Below are 15,881 nucleotides of genomic sequence, written 5' to 3' on the forward strand. Positions count from 1 at the left end.
CACCACCTTCCCGTCAAATGATGGGCACGCTGGCCTCCTTCAGCACGCGCAGCACGAAGTGCGACTTGCTGTGCCGGATGCCAGGAATCTTGTAGAGCTTTTCGCGCAGCAGCCGTTCGTAGTCGCGCGTGTCGCGCACTGCGATGCGAATGTAATAGTCGTAGTCGCCCGACACCAGGTAGGCCTCCTGGATCTCTGGAATGGTGGCCAGCGTGCGGCCGAAGTCGTACAGGGTTTCGTCGGTGTGGCTCTCCAGCGTGACCTGCACGATTACCGAGTCGTGGTAGCCGAGCTTGGCCGGGTCGATGTCCACCGTGTAGCGCTTGATGACCCCCGTGGCCTCGAGTTTCTTGATGCGCGTCCAGCAGCTGGTGGGCGACAGACCCACCTCGTTGCCGATGTCCTGCAGCGTCTTGCGCGAGTCGAGCAGCAGCACGCGCAGGATCGCCAGGTCGGTCTTGTCGAAAGATCCTTCGCCATCGCCGGGGATTTGCCGATTGATTTTCATGAATCGCGTCCAAAGAGCCAAAAGAAAGATGCTTATTTTGCGCTCAAACCGGAAGAATTGACGGCATGCGACTGCTCGACCTACCCCTCACGCCCACCCTGTCCCTTCACGCCGAGGCGCCAGCCCGTATCCGCAATGGCGCCGAAGCATTGCTCGACACCTTGGTCGAGTGCGGCGTGGACACCATCTTCGGCTACCCCGGCGGTGCCGCGCTGCCGCTGTACGACGCGCTGCATGGGGAGCCGCGGCTGCGCCATGTGCTGGTGCGCCACGAGCAGGCGGCGGTGCACGCGGCCGAGGGCTATGCGCGCAGCACCGGCCGCGTGGGCGTTGTGCTGGTCACCTCGGGGCCGGGCGTGGGCAACACCATCACCGGGCTGCTCGACGCCATGAGCGACTCGGTGCCGGTGCTGTGCATCAGCGGGCAGGTGGCCACCGCCGTCATCGGCACGCAGGCCTTCCAGGAGAGCGACGCGCTGGGCATGTCGCGCTCGGTGACCAAGTGGAACAAGCAGGTTCGCTCGGCCGACGACGTGCCCGCGCTGGTGCGCCGCGCGCTGGAGATCGCCACCACCGGCCGGCCGGGCCCGGTGCTGCTCGACGTGCCGAAGGACATCCAGCTCGACCGCCTGGGCCGCCAGCCCGAGGCCACGCCGTCGAGGCCCTTGCGCGCCTTGCGCACCCACCGCACGCCGCTGCCGCCCAAGGCCATGATGCAGCGCGCCGCCGACCTGCTCTCGACCGCGCGCCGCCCGGTGATCTACGGCGGCGGCGGGCTGGTGAACTCGGGCCCGGCGGCGTGCGAGGCCTTTGCCAGGTTGGTGAACCTGCTGCATGCACCGTGCACGCTCACGCTGATGGGGCTGGGCGCGTTCCCCGCGTCCGACCCGAAGTTCATCGGCATGCTGGGCATGCACGGCATGCTCGAGGCCAACCTGGCGATGCACGAGGCCGACCTGGTGGTGTGCGTCGGCGCGCGCTTCGACGACCGCGTGACCGGCAAGCTCGACGAGTTCTGCCCGCATGCGCGAAAGATCCACATCGACATCGACCCCGGCAGCATCAACAAGGTGGTGCAGGTCGACGTGCCGATGGTAGGCGACTGCGGCGCTGTGCTCGACGGCCTGCTGGCGCTGCTGCCCGCACATTTCGCGCCCGAGCGGCTCGCGCCGTGGTGGGCGCGCATCGAGCGCTGGCGTGGCGAAGACTGCCTGGCCTTCGAGGCGCGGGAAGACGCGATCCTGCCGCAGCAGCTGATGTCGAGCCTGCAGCAGGCCATCGAGGCGACGGGGCGCGACACCATCGTGTCGACCGACGTGGGCCAACACCAGATGTGGGCCGCGCAGTACCTGCGCTTCGACAGCCCGCGGCATTGGCTCACCTCGGGTGGGGCGGGGACGATGGGCTACGGCCTGCCGGCCGCCATCGGCGCGCAGATCGGCCACCCGGAGGCGCTGGCGGTGTGCGTGAGCGGCGATGCGTCGGTGCTCATGAACATCCAGGAACTGTCGACGGCCGTGCAGCACCGCGCGGCGGTGAAGCTGGTGCTGTGCAATAACGGCTACATGGGCATGGTGCGCCAGTGGCAGGAGCTGAACCACGGCAACCGCCTGAGCCACAGCTGGAACGAGGCATTGCCCGATTTCGTGGCGCTGGCCAAGGCCTTCGGCTGGGGCGCGCGGCGGGTGAGCGACCCGGCCGAGCTGCAAGCCGCGCTGGACGAGTGCCTGGCGAGCGACGGTCCGTTCTTTCTCGACGTGCAGGTCGCGGCGCAGGAGAACTGCTTTCCGATGATGCCGTCGGGGCACGGGCACCACCGGGTGATGTTGGCGAAGGACCGCTGGTACGAAGAGGCCTGAGTTTTGTGTTGTCCCCTCTCCCGCAAGCGGGAGAGGGCTAGGGTGAGGGCTCTGTGCCTTCGATAGGGCACGGCTCGTGCGTTGAAGCCGATGCCCTCACCCCAGCCCCTCTCCCCAAGGGGAGAGGGAGCAAGGCGGGACGGGGCTTCTTGCGGTGTTCCGCGGAAGATCAAGAGTGCCCGTCCACCCGCATCTGGAACAGGAAGTAGGGCGGAATGCACGCGCCGTTCCCCTCGGCTTGGCCCTCAGCCTGCGCGCAGATGTAGTCGTCGCGGCAGGCCTGTTGCGCCGAACAGCTGCGCAGGTTGCCGGGCCTTGTGTGCCTGGCCAGGCATTCGCCGAACGGCTTCTTCGCGGCGAGACAGCTGTTGAAGTCGCTGAGGACCGCGATTCCGCCGCAGGTGCCGTTCTTGTCGTTCGGGTCGCAGGGGCCGGAGCACATGCCGCCGGGGAAACCGACCGACGTGGTCTCGCACACCGAGGCCGCGCCTTCGCAGGCGACGCGCGGCAGCTTCTGCGCGCGGTCCAGCCAGGGGTTGGCCGACTGCGTGATGCGCGTGGGCTCGCAGCGTGCGCCGACCGTGGCTTTCTCGGGCGCGGCGTTCGGCGCGCCAGGTTCGTCGGGCTCGGCGAGCGGACGGAACGGATCGGGCCGCGGCGTCGATAGCGACGCCTTCACGTATGTGGCACGGCGCGCCAGCTCGTCCTGCAGATGCGGCGAGTGCGGCACGGCGAGCGCATTGCCCGGCGTGAAGGTGCGCGATGCGCCGCGCCGGTCCACGCCCAGCAAATGAAAGCCCGCGACCGCGCGGCTCTGGTGGCAGCCCGCGCAGCTCAGGTCGTCGAGCCGGCGCAACACGGCCTGCGGCGACTTCAGCGTGCGGCTGCCTTCGACGGCCTGCCACTCGCCCGCCGGGAAGACCTGCGCGAAGGGTTGGTTGGCAAGCCGTTCGAGCCCGCGCGGCGCCACCGAGGTGGCTTCTGTCGCCAGGAACTTCTCGGGAATCTGCAGCGTGGCTTCGTCGAGCGCGCGCAGGTTGGCCGGCTGCGCAATCCATTGCTGCAGTTCCTTGCGCAGCGGCGCATCGGCCTTCAGCTTCGCGACGTCGGGCGTGTTCTCCAGCGGCGCCACGTCGAAGCGCCTGGCGACCGCGTTCCAGCGGAAGGCGCGCAGCATGTACTCGGCATGCCCGCCCAGGTCGGGCCGCACCGCCGACGGCCAGCGCACGCTCTGCAGGTTGGTGGTGATCTGCGCGATGCGCGCCGGTGCCAGGCGTTGCGGCGCGAGCGGGCCGTCTGCCGACACGAGCCAGCGGCCCAGCGCCTCGCCGCTCATCGAAGCCGCAGGCGGCTGCCAGCGTTTCGCGGCGCTGGCGCAACTGCCGCTTGCATCGGGCGCGTCGCCGCGCAGCTCCACGTTGACGGTCATCGGCAGGCGCGACTGCATCGCGGCCGTGCTGTAGGCCAGCCGGTACACCAGCCGCGTCTCGCCGCAGGCGCCGCTCTGGAAGGGCCGGCGGTCCATGCGGTTGGCCACGCCGACCAGTTCGAACCAGGCATCGGGGCTCGCGAGCCAGCGCGCGTCGAACAGGCGGTGGGGGTATTTCGAAATGCCGACGCCGGCCTGCCTGTCACGACGCTGGATGCCCGCAAGGCTCTGGCCGATCGGCTCGGCGATGGAGCGCCACGCGGGTGAGCGCATCAGCGCCTGGTTGGTCGCGATGCCGTCTGCGGAGGCTGGCGCATCAGCGGCCCAGTGAGAGAAACCGGCACCGGATTTTTCTGCGGCCTGCAGCGCGGTGGGCGAAGTGACGAGGAGCACCGGCTCCGCGGCGTGGATCGCCGGCGCGGCGAGGGAAAGCGTGAGGGCGAGCGTGAGGGCGAGGGCCAGCGCAAGGCCGGCGGCCAGGTGTTTGGAAAAAGGCACGCGGACGATTGTGCCGCGCTGCTTCACACCGCCCGGGTCTGTTCCATCTGCCGGCGCATCAGGCCGGCCACGGCCACGCCTTGCGCGTCGCCCAGCTGCTCCAGCGCCGCGATAACGCCCCGGCGGTCTTCTTCGGATCGGTCCTGGTTGAGCTTGTACTTGCCCTCGAGCACGCGCACCGGAATCTCCACCGCCGCGATCATGTCCAGCCGCGGCGCCACGAAGTCGAAGGGCATCGCGTCGTAGTCCCATTCCCCACCCAGCGGTGTGTCGTACACCGCCACCGTGCGGCGCAGCACCGCATGCACGGCCAGGCGGTCCTCGACCACGCGGGGCGTGCCGCGTGCATGGATGGCGGTGTAGTTCCAGGTGGGGAAGGTGCTCTGCTTCACGTACCAGCTGGGGGTGACGAAGGCATGCGGGCCCTGGAAGATGGCCAGTGCCTCACCGCCCGCGCACAGGTCGGCGTACTGCGGGTTCTTCTTCGACAGGTGCGTGGTCAGCAGGCCGGGGCCACCGCCCGCCGTGTCGTCTTGCGCATCGAGCAGAAAGGGCAGGTGCGTGGCATTGACGCCTTGCGCGCCGACGGTGACCAGCGTGGCGAAGCTCCATGCGCGCATGCCGGCATGCAGCGTGGCGAGGTCGGCCTCGATGTAGGGCTTGGGTGTGTACATGCGCGCTCAGCCCCGGGTCAGCGTGCGCAGCCAGCGCACCGAATCGTCGAAGGCGCGGCCGGCCACGTCGGCGACGGACACCGCTTCCAGAAACCCGTGGATGGTGCCGGGGTAGAGCGTGTCGGTCACCGCCACCCCGGCGGCGCGCAGGGCGCGTGCCATCAGCACGTTGTCGTCGTACAGCGGATCGCACTCCGCGACGACCATGCACGCGGGCGGCAGGCCGTCGAGTCGGGCCGTCAGGCTGTGAAGCCGCGGGTCGCGGAAGTCGTCGGGCTTGCGCAGGTAAAGGCCGTAGAACCACACCATCATGTGCAGCGACAGGCCGTACTCGCCCGCGCCGTAGCGCACCGCCGACTCGCGGTACAGCTCGGTGCTGTAGGCGCCGTAGTTCAGCAGCATGCCCAGCGGCAGCGCATCGCCGCTGTCGCGCAGCACCAGGCAGGCGCCCACCGACAGGTTGGCGCCTGCCGAGTCGCCGCCGATGAAGAGCTGCGCGGGGTCGATGTCGAGCGTGCGCGCGTTTGCCCGCAGCCAGCGCATCACGTCCACGCATTCGTCGTGCGGCTGCGGAAACTGCGCCTTGGGTGCGCGCGTGTAGTCGATGCCGACGACCGCGATGCCCGCGCGGCCCGCGTACTCGCGCATCACGCGGTCGTGGGTGTCCAGGCTGAACAGCACGAAGCCGCCGCCGTGGATGTAGATCAGCGCGCCTTGCAGCGCGCGGGCCTCGGGGTAGTGCACGCGGATGCGCACGTTGCCATGGCGGGTCGGCACATGGTGCTCGACGGTGCGCGCCATCTGCGGGCCGCCTTGCGTCCATGGTGCGCGCACCTTCTCCGCGTTGGCGCGGCCCTCGGCAATGGGAATGGTGTGGCGCTTCGGGTAGCGGCTGCCCTCGGCGGCCATGAGGCGCATGAACTCGACGATCTGCGGGTCGAGCGGCGGCGGCGCTGAAGGTTCGAGCCAGGAGTACGGCGAAGGAGACGTCACGCGAAGGCTTTCTCGGGAACGGGGGTGTCGGCGGGGTTCAGGGCGGCAAGGGTGGCCAAGGTGGCAAGAGGCCGCGGCGTGGCCGCGAGCAGCGCCTGCGTGTAGGCATGGCGCGGCTCGTCGAACACCGCGTCGCGCGGGCCTTGTTCCACGATGCGCCCGCGCTCCATCACGATCACGCGGTCGGCGATCTGCTCGACGGCCGCAAGGTCGTGGCTGATGAAGAGGCAGGCGAAGCCGTGGTGCGCCTGCAGGCTCTGGAACAGGCGCAGCACCTGCGCCTGGATGGTCATGTCCAGCGCGGACACGGGCTCGTCGGCCACCACGAAGGCAGGCCGGCGCACCAGCGCACGCGCAATCGCCACGCGCTGGCGTTGCCCGCCCGACAGCTCGTGCGGGTAGCGCGCGCCCAGGCCGTCCAGACCGACTTCGTCCAGCGTTTCCTTCATGCGCCGCACGCGTGCCGCCGCATCGAGCAAGGGCAGGTGGCGCAGCGGCTCGGCCACGATGTCCTGCACGCGCATGCGCGGGTCCAGCGAGGAGAACGGGTCTTGAAACACCAGCTGGCAGGCCAGCCGGAAGCGGTGCAGCGCGGCGCGGTCGGCCGTGCGCACGTCTTCGCCGCGGAACAGGATCTGGCCGCTCTGCGACGGCGCCAGCCGCAGGATGGCGCGGCCCAGCGTGGTCTTGCCCGAGCCGCTGCCGCCGACCAGCGCGACCATCTCGCCGGGGTGGATGTCGAGGTCGAGCGTGTCTATCACGCGTTGCGGCGCATGGCGCTTGAACAGGCCGGCGCGCGCGCCGGGGTAGCTCACGCACAGGCCGCGCACCTGCACCAGCGGCTGCTGTTGCGCCGCGCTTTGCGCCTTGGCAGCCTGGCGGCGCGGCAGCGCATCGACCAGCTTGCGGGTGTAGGCCTGCTTCGGTTCGACGAGGATGGCGGGCACGTCGCCGGTCTCCACCAGCCGGCCCTTCTCCAGCACGATGGCGCGCTGCGCATAGCGGCCCACCAGCCCGAGGTTGTGCGTGATGAGCAGCACGGCCGTGCCGTTGTCGCGCGCCAGGCCCACCATCAGGTCGAGCACCTCGCGCTGGCTCAGCGTGTCGAGCGCGGTGGTCGGCTCGTCGGCGATCAGCAGGCGCGGCTTCAGCAGCATCACGCTGGCCAGCATGATGCGCTGGCGCATGCCGCCCGAGAACTCGTGCGGGTAGGCGTGCATGCAGCGCTCGGGGTCGGCAATCTGCACGCGGTGCAGCATGTCCAGAATGCGCGCGCGAATCTCCGCGGCCGAGAGCTTGGTGTGCATGCGCAGCCCCTCGGCCATCTGCTCGCCGATGCGGTGCACGGGGTTGAGCGAGACCATCGGCTCCTGGAACACCATGCCGATGCCGGGGCCGCGAATGGGGCGCATCGCTTTCACGTCACGTGTGCTCAGGTCTTCGCCGTCGAACACGATGCGCCCGCCGGTCTGCGCAATGCCCGGTGGCAGCAGTTGCAGGATGGCGCGCGCGGCCATGGTCTTGCCGCTGCCCGATTCGCCGACCACGGCAAGGAACTCGCCGGGCTTCACGTCGAAGCTCAGCTCGTGCACCAGCGGCTGGGTGCCGTGGCGCAGTTCGATCTTCAGGTGCTCGACCGACAGCACGGGTGGGTTGGATGGAATGTTCATGCCTTCTCCGTGCGCGGGTCGAGCCGGTCGCGCAGCGACTCGCCCAACAGGTTGATGCCCAGCAGCGTGAGCGCGATGCACAGGCCCGGCACCACGCACAGCCACACGGCCGAGGCCATGTAGGGCCGCGCGCTCGCGAGCATGTTGCCCCAGGTGGGCGCGGGCGGCGGCACGCCCAGGCCGAGAAAGCTCAGCGCGCTTTCCGACAGCAGCACCCAGCCGAACATGCTGGTGGCCAGCACCGCGACGGGCGCCACGCAGTTGGGCAGGATGTGGCGCCACATGGTGTAGAGCTCGCTGTTGCCGATCATGCGCGAGGCCTCCACGTATTCGCGCTCGCGCAGCGACAGCACGGTGCCGCGCACCACGCGCACCACCGAGGGCGCATAGGCCATGCTGAGCGCCAGCACGATGCCCCACTTGTTGGCGCCCACGATCACCATCACGCCCAGCGCCAGCAGCAGGCCCGGGAATGCCAGCAGCGTGTCGTTGAAGGCCATGAGCACGCGGTCGGTCCAGCCGCGCACGAAGCCCGCGACCACGCCCACCACCAGCCCGATGGCGGTGGCCAGCGTGACCGTGAGCAATGCGACCAGGCAACTGGTGGCGGCCCCCTGCATGGCGCGGCTTGCCACGTCGCGGCCGAATTCGTCGGTGCCCAGCCAGTGCGCCATGGAAGGCGGCTGCAGCTTGGAACGCAGGTCGATGCCCAGCGGGTTGTAGGGCGTCCACACGGCCGCCAGCACGGCCAGGACCAGCAGCACCGCAATGAGCACGCCGCCGATGAGGGTATGGGTCTTGAGCTTCTTCACTGCACCGAGACCCGGGGGTCGAAGAGGGGATAGCACATGTCCACGATCAGGTTGATCACCACGTAGATGCAGGCGGTGAACAGCAGGCAGCCCTGCAGCACCGGGTAGTCGCGCGCGAAGATCGAATCGATCATCAGGCGGCCCAGGCCGGGCAGGGTGAACACCGTTTCCAGCACCGCGATGCCGCTGAGCAGGTGGCCCAGGATCAGGCCGATCATGGTGAGCGTGGGGTTGAAGGCGTTGGGCAGCACGTGGCGGCGCAGCACCTGCGACTCGGGCACGCCCTTGGCGCGCGCATGCGTCACGTATTCGAGCCGCAGGATCTCGATGGTGCTGGCGCGCGACATGCGCGTGAGCACGCCGGTCTCCACCAGCAGCAGCGTGACGATCGGAAGAATCACGTAGAGCACGCCCTGCGAGAAGTTCTCCGACAGCGGCACGTAGCCCACCACCGGCAGCCAGCCCAGGTACTGGCCGAAGAACATCAGGAGCAGCAGGCCGAGCCAGAAGCTGGGCACCGACAGCATCAGCGTGGCCGCGCCGATGATGGCCAGGTCGGTCGGCCGGTCCTTGCGCCAGGCGGCGACGAGGCCGGCGGGCACGGCGATCAGCGAGGCGAGCGCCACCGCGACCAGCACGATGAAGGCGCTCACGTGAAAGCGCTCCCAGATCAGCGGCAGCACCGCCAGTCCGTTGGTGGTCGACACACCGAGGTCGCCGGTGAGCGCATGGCGCAGCCACACGACGTACTGCACGGGCAGGGGCTGGTCCAGCCCCATCTGGTGGCGCATGAGCGCGAGCTGCGAGGGGTCGGCGCCTTCGCCGAGCATCAGCAGCACCGGGTCGCCCGGAATCAGCCGCATCAGGGCGAACACCGCGATGGAGACCAGCAGCAGCGTCGGGACCGTCATCGCGATCCGGCGCAGGAGGTAGGCGAGCATGAAGATGCGGTCCCTCGATCAGCCGGCGGCTGCCAGCCGCACGTTCCAGAAGCGCGGCTTGGCCGGCGCCCAGCCCTTGAAGCCGACCACGTTCTTGCGCATGGCGGTGGCGTCGCTGGCGTTGAACAGCACGATCATCGGCACGTCCTGCAGCATCTGCTTGTGCATCTCGTCGAACAGCGCCTGGCGGCGCGCCTTGTCGCGCGACACCATCGATTCGGTCAGGCGCGCCTGCGCATAGGGGCTGTCCCACACCTTGCGCGGCTGGCTGGCCTTGTCGCCGGACACCATCTCGTAGTTGAGCGAGGGGTCGATGCGCGCGGAGTAGATGAAGGCCATGCTCTGGTACTGGCCCTTGGTGTAGCGGTCGAGCTGGGTGGCCCAGTCGAGCACCTCGAGCTCGACGTTGATGCCCGCCTCCGACGCCATGGCCTGCACCAGCACGGCGGCCGAGTACAGCGCCTCGTAGCGCTTGTTGGCGATCAGGCGGATCGGCTGGCCGCGGTAGCCGGCCTCGGCGAGCAGCTTCTTGGCGGCCGCGAGGTCGCGCTTGAAGCCGCCGGCCTGCGCCGCGTCGTAGTAGGGGCTGGACGAGGGCACCACCGAGTTGTTGACGGCCGAGAGGCCTTCGGTCACGGTGCGCGCAATTTCGGGGGTGTCGAGCGACAGCGCCAGTGCGCGGCGCACGCGCACATCCTTCAGCACCGGGTCGTTGGTCTGAAGCAGCAGCGCGACCATGGTCATGACCGGCGTGGTGTCGACCAGCACGTCGGTGCGCTTGCGCATCTCGATCACGTCCGACGGGCTGGGGCTGATGAAGGCGTCGATGCCGCCGCTGTAGAGCGCGGCCTTGGCGGCGGCCGAGTCGGGAATGACGACGAAGCGCAGGTTCTCGACTTCGGCCTTCTTGCCCCCCGTGAGGCCGTCGCGCGGCTCGGCGCGCGAGGTGTAGCCGTCGAAGCGCGTGAGCTCGACGTACTGGCCGCGCTTCCATTCCTTGAGCTTGTAGGGGCCGGTGCCCACGGGTTCCTTCCACGCGCCGTCGGAGCCGACCGAGCTGCGGTGCACGATGGCCGCGCTGCCGCAGTCGGGGCGCGCCATCATGGTGAGGAAGAGTGCGCTGGGGCGTTCGAGCTTGAAGACCACCGTCTTCGGGTTCGGCGCCTCCACGGCCAGCACCTTGGTCATGCCCTTGCCGTCGAACTCCGGCAGGCAGCGCCAGCCGCTGGTGGGCTTCAGGTAGCGCTGCCAGTTCCACACCACGTCGTCGGCCACGAGCGTGGCGCCGTTCTGGAACTTCACGCCGTCGCGCAGGGTGAAGGTGTAGGTCAGGCCGTCGGCGGAGGTGTCGATCTTGCTGGCCAGCATCGGGCCCACGGAGGTGTCCTCGCGCAGCGCGACCAGCCCTTCGCCCACGTGCAGCAGCACGTTGTCGGTGTTGTCGTCGCGGTTGCCGCCGGGGTCGGTGGTGCGGATGTCGGAGTTGATCTGGATGCGCAGCGTCTGGCCGGCGGCGGGTTGCGCCGATGCCGAGGCAGCGGCCGCAGCGGCGGCGCCCAGGCCCAGCGCCAGGGCCGCGGTGCGCCATGCAGAGGGTGGGCGAGAGGGGGGCACGGGTAGGTTCATGGCAACACTCCTGTCGTGGGCTGGGCAGAAACGGATCAGAGGGAATATTCGGTGAAGCGGTGGGCCCTGAAGGGCGCCGGTGCGATGCGCATCTTTCGTGCCGCCGGGTCCATCACGATGGTCGCCACGGTGGCCGACGAGGCGCCACCGGGCCCCGCGCTCGGGCTGCGGCACACGGCGCGCGGGGCGCCGAAGCGGTCCTGCAGCGCGTCGAGCACGTCCTGCTCGGTGAGGCCGCCGGCGCGTTGGCGTTGCAGGTGCAGGGCTTCAGTCACGCGGCGGTCGCGGTAGAGCGAATCGGGCGTGGTCTCCAGGCTGCGGTCGACCACGCGTGCGAGCGCGGCCGGCGTCTTGAAGTGGTTGGCATGCACCAGGATGCCGGCCTCGGGCTGCTGCCAGAACACCTGCTCGGGGCAGGTCTCCAGGCTCACGGCTTCGCCTTCGGCGTGCGTGAGGATCATGTTGTTGGAGATGGAGCGCGCCGTGCGGCACACCACGCCCAGCGCGTTGGCGTACAGCTCCGACTGCAGGATGCCGCGGCGAATGAGCGCGAGCGGCACGCCCTGCTGCCTGCCGTCGCCGTCGGCCTTGATGAAGTTGCCGGTGACGGCGATGCCCGCGCTGTTGAGGCCGGCGCGCGCCAGCGTGCCCGCTTCGGCGAAGGTCAGCATCGACGGGCCCTTGGCCGGCTGGATGCGCAGCACCACGCCGAGCTCCAGGCTTTCGACGCGCCAGTCCCAGTTCTGCGCGTGGATGAGCTTGCCGTCGCGCGAGGCCGAAGGCATGACCACCACGCCGGTGCAGCCGTCGGGCGGCTCGGTGGCTTCGAGCTGCTGGAAGGCGTAGAGCATTTCGCTGCGCGCATTGAGCGCCACGATGTCTTCCGCCGGCACGCCCGCGCCTTCGGCCACGCCCTCGATTTCGCGCAGCATGCCGGCGTCGAAGGCCTCGATTATCGGCATGAAGCGGCGTGCCAGCGCGCGGGTGCGGTCCCAGCTCAGGCCCACGCGCTCGAAGGCGGCGCGGTAGGTGCGCAGGCTCAGGTCGATGCGGTCGCCGGCGGCGCGGCCGTACTGCCGGCCGCACTGCAGGGCGTCGCCTTCGATGTCGTAGAGGGGGAAGGATTCGATGTCCATGGATTGCTCTCTCAGGGGTTTCAGGCGGCCGTGTCCGTGGCTTGCGCGGTCTGCGCGATGGCGGCGCGCAGGCTGTCGACGATCTGGTCGATGTGCTTGCGCTCCAGCGTGAAGGGCGGCGACAGCGCGATGGTGTCGCCCACCGAGCGCACCAGCACGCCGCTGTCCAGGCAATGCTGCGCCACGGCCTGCGCGTGGGTGCCGGGGCCCGCGGCCCAGGTCTGCAGTTCGACGCCGGCGAGCAGGCCCACGTTGCGCACGTCGGCCACGCCGGGCAGGCCGCGCAGCGCGTGCAGGCATTCCTCGAAGTAGGGCGACAGCGCGCCGGCCTGGGCGATGAGGCCGTCCTCGGTGTACGCGTCGAGCGTGGCCATGGCGGCCGCGCAGGCCAGCGGATGGCCCGAGTAGGTGTAGCCGTGCGAGAGCTCGACGGCGCTGACGCTGCCTTGCATGAACGCATCGTGCACCGCGCCGCGCATCAGCACCGCGCCCATGGGCACCGCGCCGTTGGTCAGGCCCTTGGCGGTGGTGATGAGGTCGGGCGTCACGCCGAACAGGTCGGCCGCGAAGTTGGTGCCCAGGCGGCCGAAGCCGGTGATGACCTCGTCGAAGATCAACAGCACGCCGTGCTTGTCGCAGATCTCGCGCAGGCGCTTCAGGTAGCCGCGCGGCGGCGGCAGCACGCCGGTGGAGCCGGCCACGGGCTCGACGATGACGGCGGCCACGGTCGACGCGTCGTGCAGCGTGAGCAGCGCCTCCAGCGCATCGGCCTTGTCGATGCCGTGGCCGGGCTCGCCGCGCGAGAAGGCGTTGCGTGCCAGGTCGAGCGTGTGCGGCAGGTGGTCCACGCCGTTGAGCAGCGGCCCGAAGGTGCTGCGCTGGCGTCCGATGCCGCCCACCGAGATGCCGCCGAAGCCCACGCCGTGGTACGCCCGCTCGCGGCCGATGAGGCGGTAGCGGCCCGCGTCGCCGCGTGCGCGGTGGTAGGCCAGGGCAATCTTCAATGCGGTGTCGACCGATTCGGAGCCCGAGTTGGTGAAGAACACATGGTCCATGCCCGCCGGCGCCATCTGCGCGAGGCGCTCGGCCAGCGCGAAGGCGCCGGGGTGGCCGATCTGGAAGTTCGAGGCGTAGTCGAGCACGTCGATCTGCGCCTTCATGGCCGCGCTGATGCGCGGATTGCGGTGCCCGGCGTTCACGCACCACAGGCCGGCGATGGCGTCGAGCACGCGGCGGCCGTCGGCCAGGTCGTAGTACAGGCCTTCGCTGCCGACGATCAGGCGCGGCGCCTGCTTGAACTTGCGGTTGGGGGTGAAGGGCATCCAGAACGCCTCGAGGGATGCGGGCGATGCGGTCGGGTGCGGCGGTGCGGTGCGCGAAGACAGGGTGTCGGCTGGGGCCACGAGGTTTCTCCGTTGGGAAGCGACCCGGCTCTCGGGTCGTCGTGGGGCCGATCTTGAAACTCAAATTGTATTTTTGACATGAGATGTACATGGTTTTTTGCCGTCAAAAATACAAAGACCCGGCGATGATCGGCCTCCAGCCCCCGCGATTCCGGAGACCCCTTCGATGGCCGAACAGATGGACAGACCGATCCCGCCGCTCACCCAGCGCGTGAGCCGCTACATCCTCGACCAGGCGCTGGCGGGCGGCTACGAAAACGGCCGCCACATGACCGAGGCCGACCTGGCCGGGCGCCTGGGCATTTCGCGCACGCCGGTGCGCGCCGCGCTGCGCTTCCTGCATGAACGCGCCCTGCTGGCCCATGTGCCCAACCGCGGCTACACCCTGGTCGCCGACCGCGAGACGCTGGGCCGCGCGCGGCGCGAGATGCCCGAAGACGAGGAGAAGACGCTCTACTACCGGCTGCTGCGCGACCGCCTCGCGGGCAAGTTGCCCACCCGCGTCAACGAGCTGGAGCTGGCGCAGAGCTACGCCGTGCCGCGCCCCTTGCTGCGCACCGTGCTCACCACGCTGCTGCAGGACGGCGTGCTGCGCGGGCGCCATTACCAGCGCTGGGAGTTCACCGAAACGCTGGACTCGGTCGAGAGCGAGCGCGAGAGCTACCGGTTTCGCCTGACCGTCGAATGCGCCGGCCTGCGCGAGCCCGGGTTCGAGGTCGACCAGCAGCGGCTGCTGGCCTGCAGGGAACGCCAGCAGGGGCTGCTGGCGCATGCCTCGCGCTATTCGTGGATGGATTTCTTCGAGGCCAACGCACAGTTCCACGAGCTGCTGGCCAGCGCCTCGGGCAACCGCTTCATCCTGGACGCGGTGCGCCAGCAAAACCGGCTGCGCCGCATGTCGGACCTGTCGGACTACCCGCTCGTGAACATCGACCTGCTGCACAAGTCGTGTCACGAGCACCTGGAGATCCTGGACGCGGTGGAGCGCAACGACCTGGCCGCCGCGTCTGAACACATGCGGCTGCACCTGGGCCGCGCCAGCGACCTGCTCGAACGCCGCGTGCGGGGCGTGCTGGGCGACTGAACATCACCACTTCATGACACACCACGACAACACCGCGCTGGCCGACGGCTGGCGCGACGGATTCCCCATGGCCGGCGTTGTAGTGCAACGCCCGCGCGAGCGCCCGGTCTTCCAGGCGCCGCAGAACCGCTGGGCCTTTTCGCACCTGCGCGAGCTGCAGCCCACGCGCAACGTGCCGCGTGGACCGGGGCCGGTGTCGGTGTTGCCGCGCTCGCTGCGGCCGGAGCTCGATGCGCTGCGTTTCGCGCGTTTCGGCGACGGCGCACCGACCGACTGGCCGGGCGCGCTCGAGGCGATCTGCGCCGATGGCGCGGTGGTGCTGCACCGCGGGCGCATCGTGTACGAGCGCTACTTCGGTGCGCTGGACGAACACGGCCAGCACATGGCGATGTCGGTCACCAAGTCGGTGGTCGGCACGCTCGGCGCCATGCTCGCGGCCGACGGCACGCTCGACGAGAACGCGCTCGTCACGCACTACATCCCCGAGCTGGGCGCCAGCGCCTTCGGCAGCGCGACGGTGCGGCAGGTGATGGACATGACGACCGCCATCGACTATTCGGAGGACTACGCCGACCCCGAGGCCGGCGTGTGGAAACACGCGCGCGCCGGCGAGCTGCTGCCGCGCCCTGCGGGCTATGCGGGTGCCGAGGGCTACCGGCAGTTCCTGCAGACCGTGCGGGGGCAGGGCGCCCACGGCCGGGCCTTTGCATACCGCACCGTCAACACCGACGTGCTGGGCTGGCTGATCGGCCGCGCGGCGGGGCAGCCGCTGGCGCAGGTGCTGAGCGAGCTGATCTGGTCGCGCCTGGGCGCCGAGCAGGACGCCGCCTTCGCCGTCGACGGGCAGGGCGCGGACTTCGCGGGCGGCGGGCTGTGCACGGGCCTGCGCGACCTGGCGCGGCTGGGCGAGACGATGCGCCTGGGCGGCTTCTTCAACGGCAAGCAGATCGTGCCGGAGGCGGTGGTCGCGGACATCCGGCGCGGGGCCGATGCGGCGCGCTTCGCGCTCGCGGGCTACACGCGGCTGCCCGGCTGGAGCTACCGCAACATGTGGTGGGTGGCGCACGACGCGCACGGAACGTTCACAGCGCAGGGCATCCACGGGCAGGTGCTGCACATCGACCCGGTGGCCGAGATGGTGGTGGCGCGCTTCGCCTCGCACCCGATGGCGGCGAACGCCCACCTGCCGACGTCGATGCCCGCCTTTCGCGCGCTGGCCGCGCACCTCATGGGCGAGGGCGGTTGACC

At 69.8% G+C, this 15,881-nt stretch carries 13 protein-coding genes; 3 read left to right on the forward strand and 10 right to left on the reverse strand.

The genetic code is table 11. The annotated features are described in order from the left end of the window. Window positions 1–13: 13 nt before the first annotated feature. Window positions 14–508 carry an Lrp/AsnC family transcriptional regulator gene (locus tag AC0IYU_RS07020; protein ID WP_472114553.1) on the reverse strand — a complete coding sequence of 165 codons (495 nt, stop codon included), beginning with the start codon at window positions 506–508 and terminating at the stop codon, window positions 14–16. 65 nt (window positions 509–573) lie between these two features. Between AC0IYU_RS07020 and ilvB the strand changes: the two genes are divergently transcribed. Beyond that, window positions 574–2,367: a biosynthetic-type acetolactate synthase large subunit gene (gene ilvB / locus AC0IYU_RS07025; RefSeq protein ID WP_472114556.1), complete on the forward strand. Its 1,794-nt coding sequence runs from the start codon at window positions 574–576 to the stop codon at window positions 2,365–2,367. Between the two features lie 169 nt (window positions 2,368–2,536). Here the strand turns inward: ilvB and AC0IYU_RS07030 are convergent, their stop codons facing one another. Genes AC0IYU_RS07030 through aptA form a run of 9 tightly spaced genes read right to left on the reverse strand, consistent with a single transcriptional unit; the run spans window position 2,537 to window position 13,549 of the window. Next, on the reverse strand, window positions 2,537–4,294 hold the full coding sequence (locus AC0IYU_RS07030) for a hypothetical protein (protein WP_472114558.1): 1,758 nt from the start codon (window positions 4,292–4,294) through the stop codon (window positions 2,537–2,539). 23 nt (window positions 4,295–4,317) lie between these two features. Continuing rightward, window positions 4,318–4,968: an FMN-binding negative transcriptional regulator gene (locus tag AC0IYU_RS07035; RefSeq protein ID WP_472114561.1), complete on the reverse strand. Its 651-nt coding sequence runs from the start codon at window positions 4,966–4,968 to the stop codon at window positions 4,318–4,320. Between the two features lie 6 nt (window positions 4,969–4,974). Next, window positions 4,975–5,961: an alpha/beta hydrolase fold domain-containing protein gene (locus AC0IYU_RS07040; RefSeq protein WP_472114565.1), complete on the reverse strand. Its 987-nt coding sequence runs from the start codon at window positions 5,959–5,961 to the stop codon at window positions 4,975–4,977. Beyond that, window positions 5,958–7,631 (reverse strand): ABC transporter ATP-binding protein, encoded by a 1,674-nt coding sequence (locus tag AC0IYU_RS07045; RefSeq protein ID WP_472114568.1) that lies wholly within the window; start codon window positions 7,629–7,631, stop codon window positions 5,958–5,960. Before AC0IYU_RS07045 ends, AC0IYU_RS07040 begins: the two co-directional genes overlap by 4 nt. Further along, entirely contained in the window at window positions 7,628–8,443 is an 816-nt protein-coding gene (locus AC0IYU_RS07050; protein WP_472114571.1) for an ABC transporter permease, read from the reverse strand. The genes AC0IYU_RS07045 and AC0IYU_RS07050 overlap by 4 nt, the downstream gene beginning before the upstream one ends. Continuing rightward, window positions 8,440–9,384, reverse strand: coding sequence for an ABC transporter permease (locus AC0IYU_RS07055; protein WP_472114574.1), 945 nt, complete (start codon window positions 9,382–9,384; stop codon window positions 8,440–8,442). Before AC0IYU_RS07055 ends, AC0IYU_RS07050 begins: the two co-directional genes overlap by 4 nt. Window positions 9,385–9,402: 18 nt before the next feature. After that, entirely contained in the window at window positions 9,403–11,010 is a 1,608-nt protein-coding gene (locus AC0IYU_RS07060; protein ID WP_472114577.1) for an ABC transporter substrate-binding protein, read from the reverse strand. Between the two features lie 35 nt (window positions 11,011–11,045). Beyond that, window positions 11,046–12,146: a C45 family autoproteolytic acyltransferase/hydolase gene (locus AC0IYU_RS07065; protein ID WP_472114580.1), complete on the reverse strand. Its 1,101-nt coding sequence runs from the start codon at window positions 12,144–12,146 to the stop codon at window positions 11,046–11,048. Between the two features lie 20 nt (window positions 12,147–12,166). Next, a complete protein-coding gene (aptA, locus tag AC0IYU_RS07070) occupies window positions 12,167–13,549 on the reverse strand; it encodes an omega-aminotransferase AptA (RefSeq protein WP_472114583.1) in 1,383 nt (460 codons plus the stop codon). Window positions 13,550–13,727: 178 nt separating this feature from the next. On the opposite strand from aptA, the gene AC0IYU_RS07075 reads away from it, so the two are divergent. Both AC0IYU_RS07075 and AC0IYU_RS07080 read left to right on the forward strand, forming a co-directional pair. Then, the gene (locus AC0IYU_RS07075; protein WP_472114586.1) at window positions 13,728–14,633 is read left to right on the forward strand and encodes a GntR family transcriptional regulator; all 906 of its coding nucleotides are present in this window, start codon (window positions 13,728–13,730) and stop codon (window positions 14,631–14,633) included. 67 nt (window positions 14,634–14,700) lie between these two features. After that, complete coding sequence (locus AC0IYU_RS07080; protein ID WP_472115226.1) at window positions 14,701–15,879, forward strand: serine hydrolase domain-containing protein; 1,179 nt, start codon at window positions 14,701–14,703, stop codon at window positions 15,877–15,879. Window positions 15,880–15,881: the final 2 nt, after the last annotated feature.

The organism is Variovorax sp. AC103 (genome assembly GCF_979254005.1).

Excerpts from the sequence above, each read along its gene's own strand:
- AC0IYU_RS07020 (WP_472114553.1), bottom strand. The coding sequence starts at position 508 with ATGAAAATCAATCGGCAAATCCCCGGCGATGGCGAAGGATCTTTCGAC.
- ilvB (WP_472114556.1), top strand. The coding sequence starts at position 574 with ATGCGACTGCTCGACCTACCCCTCACGCCCACCCTGTCCCTTCACGCC.
- AC0IYU_RS07035 (WP_472114561.1), bottom strand. The coding sequence starts at position 4,968 with ATGTACACACCCAAGCCCTACATCGAGGCCGACCTCGCCACGCTGCAT.
- AC0IYU_RS07045 (WP_472114568.1), bottom strand. The coding sequence starts at position 7,631 with ATGAACATTCCATCCAACCCACCCGTGCTGTCGGTCGAGCACCTGAAG.
- AC0IYU_RS07055 (WP_472114574.1), bottom strand. The coding sequence starts at position 9,384 with ATGCTCGCCTACCTCCTGCGCCGGATCGCGATGACGGTCCCGACGCTG.
- AC0IYU_RS07060 (WP_472114577.1), bottom strand. The coding sequence starts at position 11,010 with ATGAACCTACCCGTGCCCCCCTCTCGCCCACCCTCTGCATGGCGCACC.
- AC0IYU_RS07065 (WP_472114580.1), bottom strand. The coding sequence starts at position 12,146 with ATGGACATCGAATCCTTCCCCCTCTACGACATCGAAGGCGACGCCCTG.
- AC0IYU_RS07075 (WP_472114586.1), top strand. The coding sequence starts at position 13,728 with ATGGACAGACCGATCCCGCCGCTCACCCAGCGCGTGAGCCGCTACATC.
- AC0IYU_RS07080 (WP_472115226.1), top strand. The coding sequence starts at position 14,701 with ATGGCCGGCGTTGTAGTGCAACGCCCGCGCGAGCGCCCGGTCTTCCAG.